The organism is Streptomyces armeniacus (assembly GCF_003355155.1).
GTDB classification, from domain to species: domain Bacteria; phylum Actinomycetota; class Actinomycetes; order Streptomycetales; family Streptomycetaceae; genus Streptomyces; species Streptomyces armeniacus.
The window spans coordinates 4089450-4106953 of the sequence record NZ_CP031320.1 but is presented as its reverse complement, the minus strand read 5'-3'; the positions used below and the strand labels follow the sequence as shown (position 1 = coordinate 4106953).

The 17504-nt window shown below is 73.1% G+C and carries 14 protein-coding genes; 4 read left to right on the top strand and 10 right to left on the bottom strand.

The features are described 5' to 3' along the window. Positions 1-237 precede the first annotated feature (237 nt). Entirely contained in the window at positions 238-2886 is a 2649-nt protein-coding gene (locus DVA86_RS17705; protein WP_208879567.1) for an ABC transporter ATP-binding protein/permease, read from the bottom strand. A 320-nt stretch (positions 2887-3206) separates the two neighbouring features. Here DVA86_RS17705 and serB point away from each other — a divergent pair, with 320 nt between their 5' ends. Beyond that, positions 3207-4430: a phosphoserine phosphatase SerB gene (serB, locus tag DVA86_RS17700; protein WP_208879565.1), complete on the top strand. Its 1224-nt coding sequence runs from the start codon at positions 3207-3209 to the stop codon at positions 4428-4430. Between the two features lie 123 nt (positions 4431-4553). On the opposite strand, the gene DVA86_RS17695 is transcribed toward serB, so the two are convergent. The 4 genes from DVA86_RS17695 to DVA86_RS17685 all read right to left on the bottom strand — a co-directional run bounded on the left by DVA86_RS17695 (position 4554) and on the right by DVA86_RS17685 (position 7541). Continuing rightward, positions 4554-5072, bottom strand: a complete 519-nt coding sequence (locus DVA86_RS17695; protein ID WP_208879564.1) for a SixA phosphatase family protein — start codon at positions 5070-5072, stop codon at positions 4554-4556. 288 nt (positions 5073-5360) lie between these two features. Continuing rightward, on the bottom strand, positions 5361-5573 hold the full coding sequence (locus DVA86_RS17690) for a hypothetical protein (protein WP_208879562.1): 213 nt from the start codon (positions 5571-5573) through the stop codon (positions 5361-5363). Positions 5574-5994: 421 nt separating this feature from the next. Next, the gene (locus DVA86_RS35960; RefSeq protein ID WP_281279305.1) at positions 5995-6111 is read right to left on the bottom strand and encodes an SGM_5486 family transporter-associated protein; all 117 of its coding nucleotides are present in this window, start codon (positions 6109-6111) and stop codon (positions 5995-5997) included. A gap of 17 nt (positions 6112-6128) precedes the next feature. Further along, the gene (locus DVA86_RS17685; protein ID WP_425470990.1) at positions 6129-7541 is read right to left on the bottom strand and encodes a CynX/NimT family MFS transporter; all 1413 of its coding nucleotides are present in this window, start codon (positions 7539-7541) and stop codon (positions 6129-6131) included. A 98-nt stretch (positions 7542-7639) separates the two neighbouring features. Between DVA86_RS17685 and DVA86_RS17680 the strand changes: the two genes are divergently transcribed. After that, positions 7640-8329: a FadR/GntR family transcriptional regulator gene (locus DVA86_RS17680; protein WP_208879559.1), complete on the top strand. Its 690-nt coding sequence runs from the start codon at positions 7640-7642 to the stop codon at positions 8327-8329. A 36-nt stretch (positions 8330-8365) separates the two neighbouring features. On the opposite strand, the gene DVA86_RS17675 is transcribed toward DVA86_RS17680, so the two are convergent. The 5 genes from DVA86_RS17675 to DVA86_RS17655 all read right to left on the bottom strand — a co-directional run bounded on the left by DVA86_RS17675 (position 8366) and on the right by DVA86_RS17655 (position 14717). Beyond that, positions 8366-9388, bottom strand: a complete 1023-nt coding sequence (locus DVA86_RS17675; protein ID WP_208884822.1) for a Gfo/Idh/MocA family protein — start codon at positions 9386-9388, stop codon at positions 8366-8368. Between the two features lie 79 nt (positions 9389-9467). Beyond that, positions 9468-10229: an enoyl-ACP reductase FabI gene (fabI, locus tag DVA86_RS17670; RefSeq protein WP_208879558.1), complete on the bottom strand. Its 762-nt coding sequence runs from the start codon at positions 10227-10229 to the stop codon at positions 9468-9470. Between the two features lie 5 nt (positions 10230-10234). Further along, positions 10235-10954, bottom strand: coding sequence for a 3-oxoacyl-[acyl-carrier-protein] reductase (gene fabG, locus DVA86_RS17665; RefSeq protein WP_208879557.1), 720 nt, complete (start codon positions 10952-10954; stop codon positions 10235-10237). A gap of 264 nt (positions 10955-11218) precedes the next feature. Then, the gene (locus tag DVA86_RS17660) at positions 11219-11740 is read right to left on the bottom strand and encodes a DUF1203 domain-containing protein (RefSeq protein ID WP_208879556.1); all 522 of its coding nucleotides are present in this window, start codon (positions 11738-11740) and stop codon (positions 11219-11221) included. Positions 11741-11843: 103 nt separating this feature from the next. Further along, a complete protein-coding gene (locus DVA86_RS17655; protein WP_425470989.1) occupies positions 11844-14717 on the bottom strand; it encodes an ATP-binding protein in 2874 nt (957 codons plus the stop codon). Positions 14718-15005: 288 nt separating this feature from the next. Here DVA86_RS17655 and DVA86_RS17650 point away from each other — a divergent pair, with 288 nt between their 5' ends. Beyond that, entirely contained in the window at positions 15006-15938 is a 933-nt protein-coding gene (locus DVA86_RS17650) for an MBL fold metallo-hydrolase (protein WP_208879553.1), read from the top strand. Further along, the gene (locus DVA86_RS17645; protein WP_208879552.1) at positions 15935-17440 is read left to right on the top strand and encodes a carboxylesterase/lipase family protein; all 1506 of its coding nucleotides are present in this window, start codon (positions 15935-15937) and stop codon (positions 17438-17440) included. The genes DVA86_RS17650 and DVA86_RS17645 overlap by 4 nt, the downstream gene beginning before the upstream one ends. Positions 17441-17504: the final 64 nt, after the last annotated feature.

The following is a 17504-nucleotide window of genomic DNA, read 5'->3' as shown; positions in this document are numbered from 1 at the left end:
CGGGACGGGGGACGTAGGTCTGCGGGCCGAATGTTGCTCGGCTCGCCTCCGGGCGTACCCGTCCCCTAGGGCTTCGCCCTGGGGAGGCCCCATGTCGACGCTCCTCGACGCTGCGCTCGTCCCTCGCTTGGTCTCATCGCTTTCGACACCGGCGCGCCCTTTGGCTCGCTCGCTAGAGCGGTGGGCGGGCCGTCCCCTTCAGGACGGCCCGCCCGCCGGTGCGAACGTTCGCGGGTGCTACTTCCGCATGACCTCCGGCTCGTGCCGCCGCAGCAGCTTGATCACGAGGAAGAGGCAGGCGATGCCGATCAGGATCAGCATGATCATGTCCAGCATGTAGACCCCCGAGCTGTGCTCCCACAGCGGGTCCAGCTCGTCCCTCTTCTTCGGGTCCCAGGGCGGCATCACGTGCGCCAGGTCGATGGACGCGCCGGCCGCGCCGACCGCCCAGCGGGACGGCATGAGGTACGCGACCTGCTCCACACCCGGCGAGTTGAACAGCTGGAACAGCGTGCCCGTGAACACGACCTGCACGATCGCGAACATCACCAGCAGCGGCATCGTCTTCTCGGCGGTCTTCACCAGCGCGGAGATGACCAGCCCGAACGCCATGGACGTGAAGCCGAGCGCGATGACCGCGATGCCCATCTCCAAGGCGGGCGGCATGAACAGGCCCTCTTCCGGCATCTCACGCGGGTAGAAGCCGATGCCGCAGATGATCAGGCCCTGGAAGGCGGTGATCACGCTGAGGACGATGACCTTCGACATCAGATACGCGGACCGCGACAAGCCGGTTGCCCGTTCGCGTTCGTAGATGACGCGTTCCTTGATCAACTCTCGTACGGAGTTGGCCGCCGCCGAGAAGCACATGCCGACGGCGATGATCATCAGGATGGGCCCGGCCGCCGAGTTGAACTGCGTCGGGTCCTTCGCGTGCAGCTCGCTTTCCTTGAACCCGTAGTCCGACGGCATGAGCGTACTGACCACGCCGAGGACCACGGGCAGCAACACCGTCAGCAGCAAGAAGCCCTTGTCGGACGCGATGACGGAGACGTACCGGCGTATGAGCGTCCAGAGTTGGGAGCCCCAGCTCTGCGGTTTCTGCATACGGCTCGGCACCTGCGGCATGAACTGCTGCGCCTGCGGCTCGACGGCGTCGATGTCCGCCGCGTACATCTGGTAGTGCTGCGAGCCCTGCCAGCGGCCCATCCAGTCGTAGTCGCGGTAGTTCTCGAAGGCCGAGAAGACGTCGGCCCAGGTGTCGTAGCCGAAGAAGTTGAGCGCCTCCTCCGGCGGGCCGAAGTACGAGACGCCGCCGCCCGGCGCCATCACCAGGAGCTTGTCGCACAGCTGGAGTTCGGCGACGGAGTGCGTGACCACGAGGACCGTACGGCCGTCGTCGGCCAGTCCGCGCAGCAGCTGCATGACGTCGCGGTCCATGCCCGGGTCGAGGCCGGAGGTCGGCTCGTCCAGGAAGATCAGCGACGGCTTGGTGAGCAGCTCCAGGGCGACGGAGACGCGCTTGCGCTGGCCGCCGGAGAGGGAGGTGATCTTCTTCGTGGCGTGGATGTCGAGCTTGAGCTCGGCGAGCACCTCTTCGATACGGGCGTTGCGCTCGGCCTCCGCGACGTCGCCGGGGAAGCGGAGCCGGGCCGCGAAGCGGAGCGCGGTGCGGACGGTCAGCTCCTTGTGCAGGATGTCGTCCTGCGGCACGAGGCCGATGCGCTGACGCAGCTCGGCGAAGTGCTTGTACAAGTTCCGGTTGTCGTAGAGGACTTCGCCGATGTCGGCCGGGCGGTAGCCGGTGAGCGCGCGCAGCAGCGTCGACTTGCCGGAGCCGGACGGGCCGATGACGGCGACCAGCGACTTCTCGGGGAGGCCGAAGGTGACGTTGTTGAGGATCACCTTGCCGTTGTCGACCTTGACGGTCAGATGGCGGGCCGAGAAGGAGACCTCACCGGTGTCGACGAATTCCTCGAGCCGGTCGCCCACGAGCCGGAACGTGGAGTGGCCGACGCTGACCGTGTCCTGCGGCGTGATGACCGCGGAGCCGGCCTTCGGGAGCGGCATCCCGTTGACGTAGGTGCCGTTGTGGCTGCCGAGGTCGTGGATCTCGAAGCGGCCGTCGGGCGAGGCCCGGAACTCCGCGTGGTGCCGGGAGACCTGCAGGTCGGAGACGACCAGCTCGTTCTCCAGCGCACGGCCGATCCGCATCACGCGGCCCAGCGACAGCTGGTGGAACGTGGTCGGGCTGCGGTGGTCCGCGCCGTGCACCGGCTGCTGGGGCGGCGCCCCCTGCATCTGCGGCTGCTGTTGCTGCGGGGGCATGTGGTGCTGGGGTGGCATCCCTTGCTGCGGCGTCTGCTGGGGCGGCACCTGCTGCGGCGGGGCCTGCTGCGCCATCTGCGGCTGCTGCTGCCAGCCGCCCTGCTGCGGCTGCATGGGCTGCTGCACCGGCGGCTGCTGGGGCGCCTGCTGCCCCCAGCCGGGACCGCCGCCCTGCGGCACCTGCTGCGGCGGGGCCTGCTGCGGTGTCGGTGCCTGCTGCGTCGGTCCGGCCTGCGCGCTGTACGCGGCGGCGCCCGCACCCCCCGCCGTGCCGGAGAGGCTCACCCGGGGCCCGTCGGTGGCGTTGCCAAGATGCACGTTCATCCCGGGGGCCAGCTCCATCTGCTGGATGCGCTGGCCCTGCACGTACGTGCCGTTGGTGCTGCCGTGATCCTCAATGAGCCAGGACTGCCCGCCCCAACGCACCGTGGCGTGCCGCCAGGAGACCCTGGCGTCCTCTATCACCACGTCGCCCTGCGGGTCACGCCCCAGGTTGTACGCCCTGGACGGATCGAGCGTCCAGGTCTGTCCATTCAATTCCAGTACGAGTTCCGGCACTCCATGCCCCACAAAGTAGTCCCCCGAGCTACCCCCTGCGAAGGGAGTCTAGGGATGGTTGAACATCGTGGGGAACTATTCCAGGCTCCCCGCTCCGGCAGGAACCCGACCCGGGGAAAGTGCCCTCGTCAGACCCGCTGAAATCGACCAAACCCCCGTGGAGGCCGCAAGACTCCGCCCCCTCCGCACGGCAGCCATCGGTACGGACGGCGAACGATACGGATCCCCGGGCACCGCCGTCCAGCGTTCGGCCCCGGGCCCGGTCCAGCATGCGGCCCCCGCATGAACCCGCGCGGCCGCAGCGATACCTTTAACACACCATGACCTCACCACAGGCCATCCCCGGCGGACTCCGACCCGATACTCCGACCGTCCTCGTCAAGATCTTCGGCAAGGACCGGCCCGGCATCACCGCCGGGCTCTTCGAGACCCTCGCGCCGTACGGCGTGGACGTGATCGACATCGAGCAGCTCGTGACCCGTGGCCGCATCACACTGTGCGCTCTGGTCAGTGCTCCGTCCCGCGGCGGCGACGAGGGCGAGATGCGCGCCACCGTCCACGCGTGGGCGGAGTCGATGCGGCTGGAAGCGGAGATCATCTCCGGCAAGGGCGACAACCGGCCGCGCGGCACGGGCCGCTCGCACGTCACCGTCCTCGGACACCCGCTCACCGCCGAGTCGACCGCCGCCATAGCGGCCGCCATCACGTCGAACGACGGGAACATCGACCGTATCTTCCGGCTCGCCAAGTACCCGGTCACCGCCGTCGAGTTCGACGTCTCGGGCACGGCCACCGCGCAGCTGCGCACCTCGCTCGCGCTGGAGGCCGCCCGGCACCGCATCGACGTGGCCGTGGTCTCCTCCGGGCTGCAGCGCCGCGCGCAGCGGCTCGTGGTGATGGACGTGGACTCCACGCTCATCCAGGACGAGGTGATCGAGCTGTTCGCCGCGCACGCCGGGTGCGAGGCGGAGGTCGCCGAGATCACCGCGCGGGCGATGCGCGGGGAGCTGGACTTCGAGCAGTCCCTGCACGCCCGCGTCGACCTGCTCGCGGGGCTGGACGCCTCGGTCGTCGACAAGGTGCGCAAGGAGATCCGGCTCACGCCGGGCGCCCGTACGCTCGTCCGCACGCTGAAGCGGCTCGGCTACCAGGTCGGCGTCGTGTCCGGCGGGTTCACGCAGGTCACCGACGCGCTCCAGGAGAGCCTCGGGCTGGACTTCGCCTCCGCCAACACCCTGGAGATCGCGGACGGAAAGCTCACCGGCCGCGTCGTCGGCGAGATCGTGGACCGCGCGGGCAAGGCGCGGCTGCTGCGCCGGTTCGCCGACGAGGCCGGGGTGCCGCTGGCGCAGACGGTGGCGATCGGCGACGGCGCCAACGACCTCGACATGCTCAACGCCGCCGGCCTCGGCGTCGCCTTCAACGCCAAGCCCGTCGTACGGGAGGCCGCGCACACCGCCGTCACGGTGCCGTTCCTGGACACGGTGCTGTATCTGCTGGGGGTCACGCGGGAAGAGGTGGAAGCGGCGGAGACCGCCGACTAGGGGCGCCCGGGGCGTAGAGAGACGTACGGGGCGTACGGAGGGGCCGGCGCGCGAGCTCCGTGGCCCGCGTGCCGGCCCCTGCCGGTGTCCGTTGCCTGTCGTTGCTTTGTTGCTGCCTGTGGCCTACTCGTGCGGCGCCCGGTACGCGGCGAGGGTGCCCGCCCCCGGCTCGACGGACTTCCACGGCCCGACGAAACGGATCACCGCGAGGGCCGAAGTGGGAAAGCCGCCGCGGGACATGCGCTCCAGCGCGTCGCCTTCGGCGCTGCCCGACAGGGTGTCCGCGACGGACTGCACGCCGGGGTTGTGCGCAACGACGAGCACGTCCCGGACGTCGTTGGGGACTTCGTTGAGCACCGTGATGATTTCGCCGGTGGACGCTTCGTACAGCCGCTCTTCGTAGACCGTGCGGGGCCGCTCGGGGAGCTTGGGGACGAGGAGCTTCCAGGTCTCGCGGGTGCGGGCCGCGGTGGAGCAGAGGGTGAGTTGGGGAGTGATGCCGTGCGCAGCGAGCCACTCGCCGACAGCCGGGGCGTCCTTGCGGCCTCGGTCCGCGAGCGGGCGGTCATGGTCGGCCACGTCGGGCCAGTCTGCCTTGGCATGCCGGAGAAGGACGATACTGCGGGGCACGTCGACGCTCATGCATCCCAGCTTCGCACGAAACGTGCCACCGGGCGCGGGCGGTTGGGAATGCTCCCCACCACGGGGGGGGACGGCCGCGTGCGGCGGCCGCGGGGCCGGGCCGGTGCCGCGGGGTGGGCGCCGTGAGCAGCGGCTACGGGCGACGGCGGGCGTTGGCCGCCTCCGTGCGCCCAGTCGTACGGGGTCCGCGGGCCGTGCGCGGTCGTACGGGTCGTGGGGTCGCGGGGGTCGTACGGGTCGCGGGGGTCGTACGGGTCGCGGGGTCGCGGGGGTCGTACGGGTCGCGGGTCAGCCCGGCAGAATCTGGGCGGCCGTCCGCAGCAGCTGCGCGACGGACTCGCCGTCCTTCGCCGCACCCGCGTCACCGCCGCTCACGATCAGCATGAGCAGCAGCGTGAAGGCGACGGCGGGAAGCGCGACGGCCCACCACGGAAGGCGCGCGCCGGCGCCGTGGAAAGCCGAACGCTGGCGGGGCCTGGTGGTGTTCGCAAGTGCCGCCATGGGACTCGCCTCCGTAGTCACGTGGATCTTCGAGCGGTGTACTACGAAGTTACGGCGGAGAGCGGGGTGTTCCCATCCGGTGACCCACCCACTTACCCCTGAGCCCAACCCCCTAAGGGATGGTGGTGCTAGCACCACCCCCGCCCGGCAGCGGGCCGGAAGAGCCCGGTCCGCCGGCGGCTGCCCCCACCCCACCGAGCCCGTCCGGCGATTGAGGACGGCCGCCGACCACGGTGCATGCGAACCGTGCCACGAGGCTGTCGGGCCACCCGCGGCCGGGCCGTCCCCACCCGGGAATGCGACCCTCCGCGGGCAGTGGCCGCCCCGGTCCGTCCTCCAACGCCGGACGGGCTGGAGTCGGGGGCGATACGGGCGCGGACCCGGTGCTGCGCGGGGCGCTGCCGGTGCGGAGGGCGTGCGCCTACGGGGCGGCGATGGTGGCGATGATGCCGATGACGACGAGGATGCCGAGGATCGCGCCGAAGACCAGCAGCAGCTTCTTCTGGCCGTTCTGCGGATGGGGGTCGAGTACGGGCATGCTCACCAGTCTCGCACTCAGCGCCCGTCCTCCACGCACCGGTCCCGGCCTGCCACGATCCCCACGCAGATCTGCGCGAGCATCAGCCCGGTCATCAGCAGCAGCGGCGCGTGCCAGCCCCCGGTGTGCTGCTGCAGGGCGCCCACGAGCAGCGGCCCGGGGATGGCCAGCAGATAGCCGGTGCTCTGGGCGAACGCGGACAGCTTGACGACGCCCGCGCTGCTCCGCGACCGCATCCCGATCATGGTGAGGACCAGCGGGAAGGCGCAGTTGGAGACGCCCAGCAGCACCGCCCAGGCCCACGCGCCGGCGGCCGGTGCGAACCACAGCCCGGCGTAGCCGGACAGCCCGCACAGTCCGAGCGCCACCACCAGCGGGCCCTGGTGGCTCATCCGGGCGGCCACCCTCGGGAGCACGAACGCCAGCGGGATGCCCATGCCCATCGTGACGGCGAGCATCACACCCGCCGTGGACGCGGAGACGCCCGCGTCGCGGAAGATCTGCGGCAGCCAGCCCATCGTGATGTAGGCGGCCGACGCCTGGAGCCCGAAGAACACCCCGAGCGCCCAGGCGGTGGGCGACCTGGTGATGCGGAGCGCGGCGGGCTCCGTACGGGCGGCAGAAGCGGCCTCCGTACGGTGCGCGGCGGCATCCGTACGGTGTGCGTTCGCGGATCCGTCCGCGTCCCCGCCCGCGGGTGTCGCCGAACCGCCCCCGGGCGCCGTACGGACCTGGTTGCCGTCCCCGTCCCGCTCCTGTCCGCGCTGGTCCCGGAACACCAGGGCCCAGGGCACGATCGCGACGACGCCGACCAGCGCCCAGGCTCCGAGGCCCACGCGCCAGCTGCCGCCCAGCGCCTCGGTCATGGGCACGGTCACGGCGGCCGCGCCGGCGGTGCCGAGGGAGAGGCCCATCGAGTACAGGCCGGTCATCGAGCCGACCCGGTCCGGGAACCAGTGCTTGACGACGACCGGCATCAGGACGTTGCTCACCGCGATACCGGCCAGCGCGACGGCGCTCGCCACCAGGAACAGCACGGTGCCGTTCGCGAAGGACCGGGCCGCGAGGCCGAGCGTGACGGCTGCCATGCCCGCCAGGACCACCGCGGCCGGGCCCCAGCGGCGGGCCAGCCGGGGCGCCTGGCTGCCGAAGACGGCGAAGCACAGGGAGGGCACGGAGGTGAGCAGTCCGGCGACGGTGCCGCTCATCCCGAGGCCGTGCTGGACCTCCTCCAGCAGCGGGCCGAGCCCGGATATCGCGGGCCGCAGGTTGAGCGCGGCGAGCAGCAGCCCGGCCACGACCAGCCGCCGGGTCCACCGGGACACGTCCCGTGTGCCGCCCGTACCGGCCGGGCCGGGGCCGGAAGTATCGCTGGTGCGGCCAGAAACGGAGGACGATACGGAGCGGGTTGTCACGTCATCCTCTGCCATAGCCATGCCGCCCATCATAGAATCATGGGACGAATGAACGCCAACCCGTTCCGCCCCGTCCCGACTGCCGTACGCCACCGGCTCCCACCTGGAGTGCCATGCCCCTCACCTCGCCCCACCGCTCCGCCCTCGCGGATCAGGTGATCAACTCGCTGCGGGCCCAGATCACCTCCGGCGACTGGCCGGTCGGCTCCCGCATCCCGACCGAGCCGGAGCTGGTCGAGCAGCTCGGCGTGGCACGGAACACCGTCCGCGAGGCGGTGCGCGCGCTGGCGCACAACGGGCTGCTGGACATCCGGCAGGGCTCGGGCACGTACGTCGTGGCGACCAGCGAGCTGGCCGGGGTGATGCAGCGCCGCTTCGCGGGGGCGGACCTGCGGCACGTCGCCGAGCTGCGTACGACGCTGGAGAGCTCCGGGGCGCGGCTGGCGGCCCTGCGCCGCAGCGACGCGGACATGGCGCAGCTGGACACGCTGCTCGAACGGCGGGAAGCCGCCTGGGAGTCGGGCAATGCGGAACGGTTCGTGGAAGCGGACGTCAACCTTCATCTGGCTGTCGTCGCGGCCTCGCACAACGAGGTGCTGACCACCCTCTACGCCGACCTCGGCCAGGTCCTGCGCGACTTCCTGCTGACCGACGTCGGCGAACGCCTGCGCCCCGAGAACCACATGGACCACTCGCGGATGGTGGAGGCGATCCGCGCGGGCGACGCGGAGGCGGCGGCGCGCGAGGCGGGCTCGTACACCGGGGAGCGGGGGTGCGGCGTCAGACCGTCCGCCACGGTGTGACCGCGGCTCAGCCGCACCCGCTCAGCCGCGCCCGGTTCAGCCGCGCTGCCCCGCCCGTACGTCCGCCACCGCCACCGGCTCCCCCGTACGCCGCGACAGGTCGCACGCCTCCGCCACGTACAGCGCCTCCAGCGCGTCCCCTACGGTGCACGGGCTCTCCGTACGGCCCGCCGCGACCTCCACGAAGGCGCCCAACTCGGCCGCGTACGCGTCACGGAAGCGCTCCATGAACGTGTCGTACGGCTCCGCCCGCCGCCACGACAGCCCCTCCTCCGCCGTCGGCAGCGGCGCGTGGTCGTCCAGCCCCACGACCCGCGTCCCCTCGGAGCCGCAGACCTCCAGCCGTACGTCGTGGCCCGCGCCGTTGTAGCGGGTCGCGGTGACGGTGGCCAGCACGCCGTCGTCGAAGCGGAGCAGCGCGGCGCACGTGTCGACGTCGTCGCCGTCCCGGAAGAACTCGTCGCCGCGGTTCGCACCCATCGCGTAGACGGTCTCGACCTCGCGGCCGGTCAGCCAGCGCAGGATGTCGAAGTCGTGGATGCCGCAGTCCCGGAACAGCCCGCCGGACGTCGGGATGTACGCGGCGGGCGGCGGCGTACGGTCCGAGGTGCACGCCCGCAGGGTGTGCAGCCAGCCCAGCTCGCCGGCGCGGAGCGCGGCGCGCGCGGCGCGGTAACCGCGGTCGAAGCGGCGCTGGAAGCCGACCTGTACGGGCACCGCGCCCGGCGCCGCGGCCCGTTCGGCGACGCTGAGCGTGCCGGGCACGTCCAGGGCCACCGGCTTCTCGCAGAACACCGGCACTCCGGCGTCCAGCGCGCGGTGCAGCAGGACGGCGTGCGCGCTGGTCGCCGCGGCGATCACGACTCCGTCGGGCCCGGCCGCGTACATGTCCTCGACTCCGGGCGCCGCCACGAGCCCGGCGCCCGGCCGCTCCGCGAGCTCGTGCGCGCGGCGCGTGTCGGCGTCGGCGACGACCACCTCGTCGACGCCGGGCAGCGCCCGCAGCGTCTCCGCGTGGAGCGCGCCGATGCGCCCGGTGCCGATCAGGCCGATCCGCAAGGTCACGCTCCCCTCAGGCCCCCGTGCCGCCGGCGGCGGTCTCCGTGCCGCCGCCGGCGCAGGCCACCGTACGGCGGGTTCAGGCCCCCATCATGTGCACGCCGCCGTCGACGTGCACCACCTCGCCCGTCGTCTTCGGGAAGAAGTCCGACAGCAGGGCGACGACGCCGCGTCCGGGCGGCTCCGGGTCGGCCAGGTCCCAGCCGATCGGCGCGCGGTTGTTCCACACGTCCGCCAGCTCCTCGAAGCCGGGGATGGACTTGGCGGCCATCGACTTGACGGGGCCCGCCGAGACCAGGTTGCACCGTACGTTCCGGGCGCCGAGGTCGCGCGCGAGGTAGCGGCTCGTGGACTCCAGCGCCGCCTTCGCGACGCCCATCCAGTCGTACTTCGGCCAGGCGTACTGCGCGTCGAAGGTCAGCCCGACCACCGAGCCGCCGCGCGGCATCAGCGGCAGGCAGGCGGTGGTGAGGGACTTCAGCGAGTACGCCGAGACCTCCACCGCCGTGGCGACGTCCTCCCACTCGGCCTCCAGGAAGTTGAAGGCGCCCTGCGGGCCGAAGGCGATGGAGTGGACGACGCCCTCGAGGCCGTCGACGTGCTCGCGCACCTTGTCGCCGAGCCCCTCCAGCTGCTCCTTGTTCGTGACGTCCAGCTCGATGACGGGGGCGGGCTTGGGCAGCCGCCTGGCGATCCGCTCGACCAGGCTGAGCCGGCCGAAGCCGGTGAGGACCACCTCGGCGCCCTCGTTCTGGGCGACCTTCGCGGTCTGGAAGGCGATGGACTGCTCGGTGAGGACACCCGTGACCAGGATGCGTTTGCCGGCGAGGATTCCGCTCATGACGTTCAGTGACCCATGCCCAATCCGCCGTCTACGGGGATGACGGCTCCAGTGATGTACGCGGCTTCGTCGGAAGCCAGGAAACGGACCGAGGCGGCGACCTCCTCGGGCTGCGCGTAGCGGCCCAGCGGGACCTGCTTGACGATGCCCTCGCGCTGATCGTCGCTGAGGACCTTCGTCATGTCCGTGTCGACGAAGCCCGGCGCGACGACGTTGCACGTGATGCTCCGGGAGCCCAGTTCGCGCGCGACGGAACGGGCGAAGCCCACCAGCCCGGCCTTGGACGCGGCGTAGTTGGCCTGCCCGGCCGAGCCCAGCAGCCCGACGACGGACGAGATCAGCACGACCCGGCCCTTGCGTGCACGCAGCATCGCCCGCGTCGCGCGCTTCACGACGCGGAAGGTGCCGGTGAGGTTCGTGTCCAGGACCGAGGTGAAGTCCTCCTCGGACATGCGCAGCAGCAACTGGTCGCGGGTGACACCGGCGTTGGCGACCAGCACCTCGACGGCGCCGTGCTTCTCCTCGACCTCCTTGAAGCACCGCTCCACCTGCTCGGCCTCGGTGATGTCGCACTTCACGGCGAGGCAGCCGAGCTTCGCCAGCTCCTCGGGCGGTTCACCGGTGCGGTAGGTGACGGCGACCTTGTCGCCTGCGTCGGCGAAGGCGCGGGCGATGGCGAGGCCGATGCCGCGGTTTCCTCCGGTGACGAGTACCGAGCGACTCAAGGCGGGACCACCTTCTTTCGTAGGAGACGCACCCTGTGCAAGGTGCACTGGCGGGCTGCTGCCGTGCGACCCGCGGCCGGCGGCTACTGCCGTACGAAAACTACCGGGTGACCGGCCGCTTCGGGGAATGGGGCACGGACAGCACCCCGCGACGGTCCCTGTGGGGTTTCCACAGCGCGGCCGGCCGGCCCGCCTGCTCCTGCGCCACGTCAGGGGCGCGTGTCCCGCGTCAGGGCCGGTGCCCGGCCTGTGCCGTGTCCCGCGTCAGGGCCTGCGCACCTCGAAGTGCAAGCAGCCGTACTCGACGGCGCGTACGTGCACCAGCGCGACCTCCGGGTCCGCGAACGCCTCGTCCAGCGCCGCGTCGTACGCCGCGCACGTGTCGAACGGCAGCTCGGCCATCCGGCCGCCGGCGATACGGCCGCGCGCGTCGTAGCGGCGGAACGCGCGGAGGGCGCCGGGGCGGGCGAAGGGGTACACGGTGGCGGTTCCGGCGCCGTCCGGTCCGGCGCCGTCCGGTCCGGCGCATTCGTCGGCGTGGATGAAGACGGGGCCCTGCTCGTCGTACGCGCCGGGGTCCGCGCCCGTACGCGCGGCCCAGCGCCGCAGGGGCGCGTACGACACGAGCGCGATCCGCTCCCCCTGCGTGCTGAGCCGCAGGCAGCAGCGCAGCACCTCGCCGTCGGCGCCGGACGCGTAGGGGCGGAGGGGCCGTCCGGCGTCGTCGGTGTCCCGCAGTTCCTTGAGTGCGGCCGGGTCGATGGGCCGCGCGCGATAGGTGGTCATGCGGCGAGTATTGCCGCGCAAATCCCCGTAGCCCGGCGGAATTCGGACTCCGCGTTCGGCGGCGTGCTCCCCCGGCGTACGTCCTCAGGGCGCGCCGGAAGGTTCACGAGCGGGCGCGTACGGGCGTACGGGCGGGCGGGCCTGGTTCGACGAGGTCGCGGAGCTGGGCCCGGCCGGTGACGCCCAGCTTGGGGAAGCTGCGGTAGAGGTGCGAACTGACCGTGCGCGGCGACAGGTACAGCTTCTCGCCGATCTCCCGGTTGGTCAGCCCGCGGGCGGCGAGCGCGATGATCTCCCGCTGCTGCGGGGAGAGAACGGCCAGCGCGTCCGGGCGCGCGTCCGCCAGGTCGAGGCCGGCGGCACGCGACTCCGCGCGGGCGCGTTCCGCCCAGGGGCGCGCCCCCAGGCGTACGAACGTCTCCAGCGCCGCGGTGAGCAGCGGCCGCGCCTCGGTGATGCGACGGCGGCGGCGCAGCCACTCGGCGTAGTCCAGCTGAGTCTGGGCGTGCTCGAACGGACGGCGTTCCAGGGCGGGTTCGGACAGCGCCGTACGGAAGTGGGTTTCGGCGTCCTCCGGTGCCGCGAGCAGTGCGCGTGCGCGGGCGATCAGTGCGCGCAGCCGGGGTGAGGCTCCGTCGCCGAGCCGGCGGGCGGCGCGTTCGACGATGGAAACCGCCTCCGTACGGTGCGCGTCGTGGCCGCTGTGGACGGCGGCGGCCGCGAGTTCGGCGAGGGCCGGGTGGGACACGTGGTAGTGCGCGGGCTCGCCGTCGGCGGTGAACACCGTACGGAGCTGGTCGTACGCGGTCTCGTACGCCCCTTCCGCTGCCGCCGCCGCGGCGAGCGCCCGTCGCACGTAAACGGCCACCGTACGGCTCTCGGCCGGGTCGATCAGCGCGAGCGCGTCGTCGGCCCGCGCACGGGCGGCCGCCGTCTCGCCGCGGAACGCCAGGACCACCGCGTCCACCGAGGCCGCGCACGCCACCGCGTGGTCGAGGCCGGCCAGCGCGGCGCCGGCGGTGACCTGGCGGCAGACCTCCCGTGCCTGTTCCCACCGGCCGTGCTCCACGTACGCCCAGGCGGCGGCGCCGCCCAGCCCCTCCGGCAGCGCTCCGCGCGCCCGCCAGTGCGCGTCGGCCTCGTCGAAGGCGCGGACGGCCTGCGGGGTCTCGTCCAGGAGCCAGGCCAGGACGGCGAGGCTGGTGAGGCGCTCGGGGCGGCGCTCCGCCCCGGCGAGCAACCGCGGGAGCAGGGCGGCGCGTTCGGCCCGGTCCTCGTACGGGTCCGCCAGTGCCCGGATCCAGAGGTGCGGCCAGGCGTACGGCCCGTCCCCGGGCAGTCGCTCCAGCAGGCGGCGGATCTGCTGCCGTTGGGCGTCCTCGCCGGAGTAGAAGCAGACGACGGCGGCCGCGGCGAGCAGGTCCAGCGCGGCGGAGGGCTGGGTCGCGGCCCACTGTTCGGCGGCGCGGGTGAGGCGCGCGAAGACGACGGTGTGGCGCGCGGTGAAGGCCGCGAGCCGGCCCGCGTACAGGGTGGCGGCGGCCAGCAGCGGGGCATCGTCGGTGCGTTCGCACGCGGTGGCGACCAGCTCGTCGACCCAGGGGAGGTCGCCGGTGAGGACGGCGTCGGCGGCCGCGGCGACGAGCAGCCGCGCGCTGTCCGCGCGCTCCGGCGCGAGCTCCGCCGCGCGCTGGAGCGCCTGTGCGGCCGCGGCGTGGCCGCCGCGCCGGCGCGCCCGGTCGGCGGTCCGCTCGAGGGCGGCCGCGACGTCCGCGTCCGGCCCGTACGCGGCGGCCGCGAGGTGCCAGGCGCGGCGGTCCGGCTCGTCGTGGAGCGTCTCGGCGAGCGCGAGGTGGGCCGTGCGCCGGGCGGCGGCGGGCGCGGCGTGGTAGGCGGCGGACCGCATGAGCGGGTGCCGGAACCGGATGCCGCGGCCCGTCGCGCGTACGAGCCCCGCCTCCTCGGCCGGCCGCCACGCGGGGTCGTCGGTGCCGGGCAGCCCGGCCCGTACGACGGCCTCCGCGTCGGCCGTGTCCACGGCCGCCAGGAGCAGCAGCGCCCGCGTGGTGGGTCCGGGGAGCCCGGCGAGGCGGGCGGCGAAGACCCGCTCCAGGTGGTCGGTGAGGGGCAGCGGCCCGGCGCCCGTGGCGCCGACGGGCGCGTACGGTCCGGCGGTTGCGCCGTCGGCGTCGGTCGCGGCGCGGGCGAGTACGGCGAGCGCCAGCGGGTTGCCCTGGGCCTGGTCGAGGACGCGCGTACGGGCGCGCCCGGTGGGCCGCCGCGGCTGGAGGTCGAGCAGCCGCCCCGCGGCGGCGGCGTCCAGCGGCCCGAGGACGAGCGGCGGCCAGTGCGCGCCGAAGCCCGGCAGGGGCTCGCCCGCGCGCACTCCGGCGAGCAGCGTGACGGGCTCGGCGTCCAGCCGGCGGGCGGCGAAGGCCAGGGCGTCCAGTGAGGCCCGGTCGAGCCACTGTGCGTCGTCCAGGACGAGGAGCAGCGGGCCCCGTTCGCCCAGGTCGGACAGGAGGGTCAGGACGGCGAGGCCGGTGAGCATGCGGTCGGGGGCGCCGGCCTGGGCGCCGGTGTCCGGGCCCGGGGCCGGGTCCGTACCCGGGTCCGGGTTCCGCGTGGTCTCCAGGCCGAACGCCCCGGAGAGCGCCGCGCGTTGCCGGTCCGGCAGCCGTTCCAGCCCGTCCAGGACCGGCCGCAGCAGCTGGTGCAGTCCGGAGAACGCGAGCCGCGCCTCCGGCTCGCTCCCCTCGGCGCGCAGCACCCGCACGCCGCGCGTGCGTGCCCGCCGTACGGCGGCGTCCAGGAGGGCGGTCTTGCCCGTGCCCGCGTCGCCCGCGAGCACCAGCACCTGGTCGGCCGACGGCTCCCGGTCCACCGTACGGAAGAGGCGGTCCAGCTCCGCGTCACGCCCCACGAGCGCGTCCCCGTCGGGCGTACGGGGATCGTCCACCGTACGGGGATCGTCCACCGTACGGAGAGCATCCACCGCACGGAGATCGGCCTCCGTACCGAGATCGGCCTCCCTACGGTGGCCCGCCGCGTGCTCGTCCACGGAATCTCCAGCCCTCCAGATCGCCGGGAAGCGGTCCCCCTGAAGGCGCACTCGCCCTCGCTCTCCCGCCAGGCTACCGGCGCGCTCGTACGAGCCCCTGGCCTGCGCCGCGCGAGTGCAGTCACGTGACGGATACCCCGGCTCCCCCGCCCCCGCCTACGTTTCGGGAACCGCCGCAATTCCGCGACTGCTGAGGAACACGCAATGGACGAGATCACACTCGGAGACGTCACGGTCACCCGGGTCCGGGAGTTCTACGGCTCCACCGAAATCGCTCCCGAGACGTTCTTCCCGGACATCCGGCAGGAAGAATGGGACGAGAACGCCGACTGGATGGTGCCGCACTTCGTCGATTCCCGTACCCACACCGTCAATGCCGCGATCCAGACCTGGCTGCTGCGCAGCGAGGGCAAGAACATCCTGGTGGACACCGGGGTCGGGAACCACAAGGACCGCCCGTACGCGCCCGTCTGGAGCCGGCTGGAAACGGACTTCCTCGCCAACCTCGCCCGTGCCGGCGTCCGTCCGGAGGACGTCGACATCGTGGTCAACACCCATCTCCACGTGGACCACGTCGGCTGGAACACCTTTCTGGACGGGCGGACCTGGGTGCCGACCTTCCCCAACGCCACATATCTCATCCCGAAGGACGACTTCGAATTCTGGAACCCGGAGAACGGACACAAGCCGGTGCTCGGCCGCGGCAATCAGAACGTCTTCGAGGACAGCGTCGCCCCCGTCCACGCGGCCGGACAGACACTGCTGTGGGAGGAGGGCCACCGCATCGACGGCAACCTGCGTCTGGACCCCGCCCCCGGGCACACTCCCGGCTCCTCTGTGCTGACGCTCGACTCCGGTGGGGACCGCGCCGTGTTCGTCGGCGACATGCTGCACACACCGGCGCAGATCCTCGCGCCGGACGCCAACAGCTGCTTCTGCGAGGACCCGGCCGAGTCCCGCGCCACCCGCCGCAGGATCCTGGGCTGGGCCGCCGACCGGAACGCGCTGCTGGTCCCCGCGCATCTCGGCGGCCACGGCGCGGCCGAAGTGGAGCGCACAGGGGGCGCGTTCGCCATCAAGGGCTGGGCCCCCTTCACCCCGTACGCGGAAGCACGCCCGGAAGGAGCGGTCAAGTGAACCGGCCCGGCCCTCTCGTCAGCACAGCGCAGGGCGCGGTACGCGGTCTGCGCCGGGACGGCACCGCCGTCTTCCTGAACATCCCCTACGCCGCCCCGCCCGCCGGCCCCGGCCGGTTCGCGCCGCCGCGCCCGCACGCCCCCTGGGACGGCGTACGGGACGCCACCGCCCCCGGGCCGAACGCGCCGCAGGCCGCGCGCAGCCTCGGCAGTGTCGACATGTCCCCGTACTTCGGCGCCGGCTGGAGCCGCGGCGACGACTACCTCACCGTCAACGTCTGGGCGCCGGGGAACGCGGACGGCGGCCTGCCCGTCATGGTGTTCGCGCACGGCGGCGGCTTCGTGGCCGGTTCGACGCGGGCACCGCTCTACGACGGCGGCGCCTTCGCGCGCGACGGCGTGGTCCTGGTGACCCTCAACTACCGGCTGGGCATCGCCGGTTTCCTCGACGTCCCCGGCGCGCCCGCCAACCGGGGCCTCCTCGACGTGGTCGCCGCGCTGCGCTGGGTGCGCGAGAACATCGCCGCGTTCGGCGGCGACCCGGCCAACGTGACGCTCTTCGGCCAGTCCGCCGGGGCCACCATCGTCAGCGGCGTGCTCGCCACGCCGGAGGCCGCGGGACTGTTCCGGCGGGCGATCGTGCAGAGCGGCAGCGGTCTGGGCGCGTTCACGCCGGAGCAGGCGGCGCGGGTCACCAGGGCCGCGGCCGTGGAGCTGGGCATCGGGCCCGAACGCACGCCCCGCGTCGAGGACTTCGCGGAGCTCCCGGACGAGCGGCTGGTCGAGGCCGCGGCGCGGCTCGCGGGCATCGACCTGCGGACGGAGACGCACACTGACCCGCTGGTGGGGCTCAGCCCGTTCAGCCTCGTGCTCGGCACGCAGCCCGCGGAGACCGCCGGCGTCGGCGCCGGGGTGGACCTGCTGCTCGGCACCAACGCCGAGGAGGGCAACCTGTATCTGGCACCCGCCGGGAAGTACGCCGGCTCGACCGAGGCGGACGTCGCCGAAGCCGCCGCCCGCTCGCACCCCGACCCGGCACGGCTCGTGGCGGCGTACCGTACGGCGCGCCCCGACGCCTCGTACGGTGCCCTGCGCGCGGCGATCATGGGCGACGCGCTGTTCGGCGCGGGGACGTGGGCCCTGGCCTCCGCGCACGCGGCGCACGGGACGCGTACGCCCGCGAGGACCTTCCGGTACGAGTTCGCGTGGCGCTCCGAGGCCCTGGGCGGCGAGCTCGGCGCCACCCACGCGGTGGAGCTCCCGTTCGTCTTCGACCTCGCTCAGCTCCCGGAACTGAACGGGCCGCAGGCGATGCTCGGCCCGGACAAGCCGCCCGGTGAGCTGGCCGCACGGGTCCACGAGACCTGGGTCCGGTTCGCGGGGACGGGCGATCCGGGCTGGGCGCCGTACGAGGACGGGCGCCGCGCGACGATGCGTATCGCGGCGGAGTGGGCGCTGCTCGACGATCCGCACAGCGGGGAGCGGCAGGCATGGGCGCGGTGACCCCGCGGCCCATGTGACCGCGGCCCATGTGACCGCGGCCCGTGTGACCGGCGCCCGCTGAGCC

Coding starts and splice junctions, on each gene's coding strand:
- fabI (WP_208879558.1), bottom strand. CDS start 10,229: ATGAGCGGAATCCTCGCCGGCAAACGCATCCTGGTCACGGGTGTCCTC.
- DVA86_RS17680 (WP_208879559.1), top strand. CDS start 7,640: ATGCCCCTCACCTCGCCCCACCGCTCCGCCCTCGCGGATCAGGTGATC.
- DVA86_RS17695 (WP_208879564.1), bottom strand. CDS start 5,072: ATGAGCGTCGACGTGCCCCGCAGTATCGTCCTTCTCCGGCATGCCAAG.
- DVA86_RS17690 (WP_208879562.1), bottom strand. CDS start 5,573: ATGGCGGCACTTGCGAACACCACCAGGCCCCGCCAGCGTTCGGCTTTC.
- serB (WP_208879565.1), top strand. CDS start 3,207: ATGACCTCACCACAGGCCATCCCCGGCGGACTCCGACCCGATACTCCG.
- DVA86_RS17685 (WP_425470990.1), bottom strand. CDS start 7,541: ATGGCAGAGGATGACGTGACAACCCGCTCCGTATCGTCCTCCGTTTCT.
- DVA86_RS17660 (WP_208879556.1), bottom strand. CDS start 11,740: ATGACCACCTATCGCGCGCGGCCCATCGACCCGGCCGCACTCAAGGAA.
- DVA86_RS35960 (WP_281279305.1), bottom strand. CDS start 6,111: ATGCCCGTACTCGACCCCCATCCGCAGAACGGCCAGAAGAAGCTGCTG.
- DVA86_RS17650 (WP_208879553.1), top strand. CDS start 15,006: ATGGACGAGATCACACTCGGAGACGTCACGGTCACCCGGGTCCGGGAG.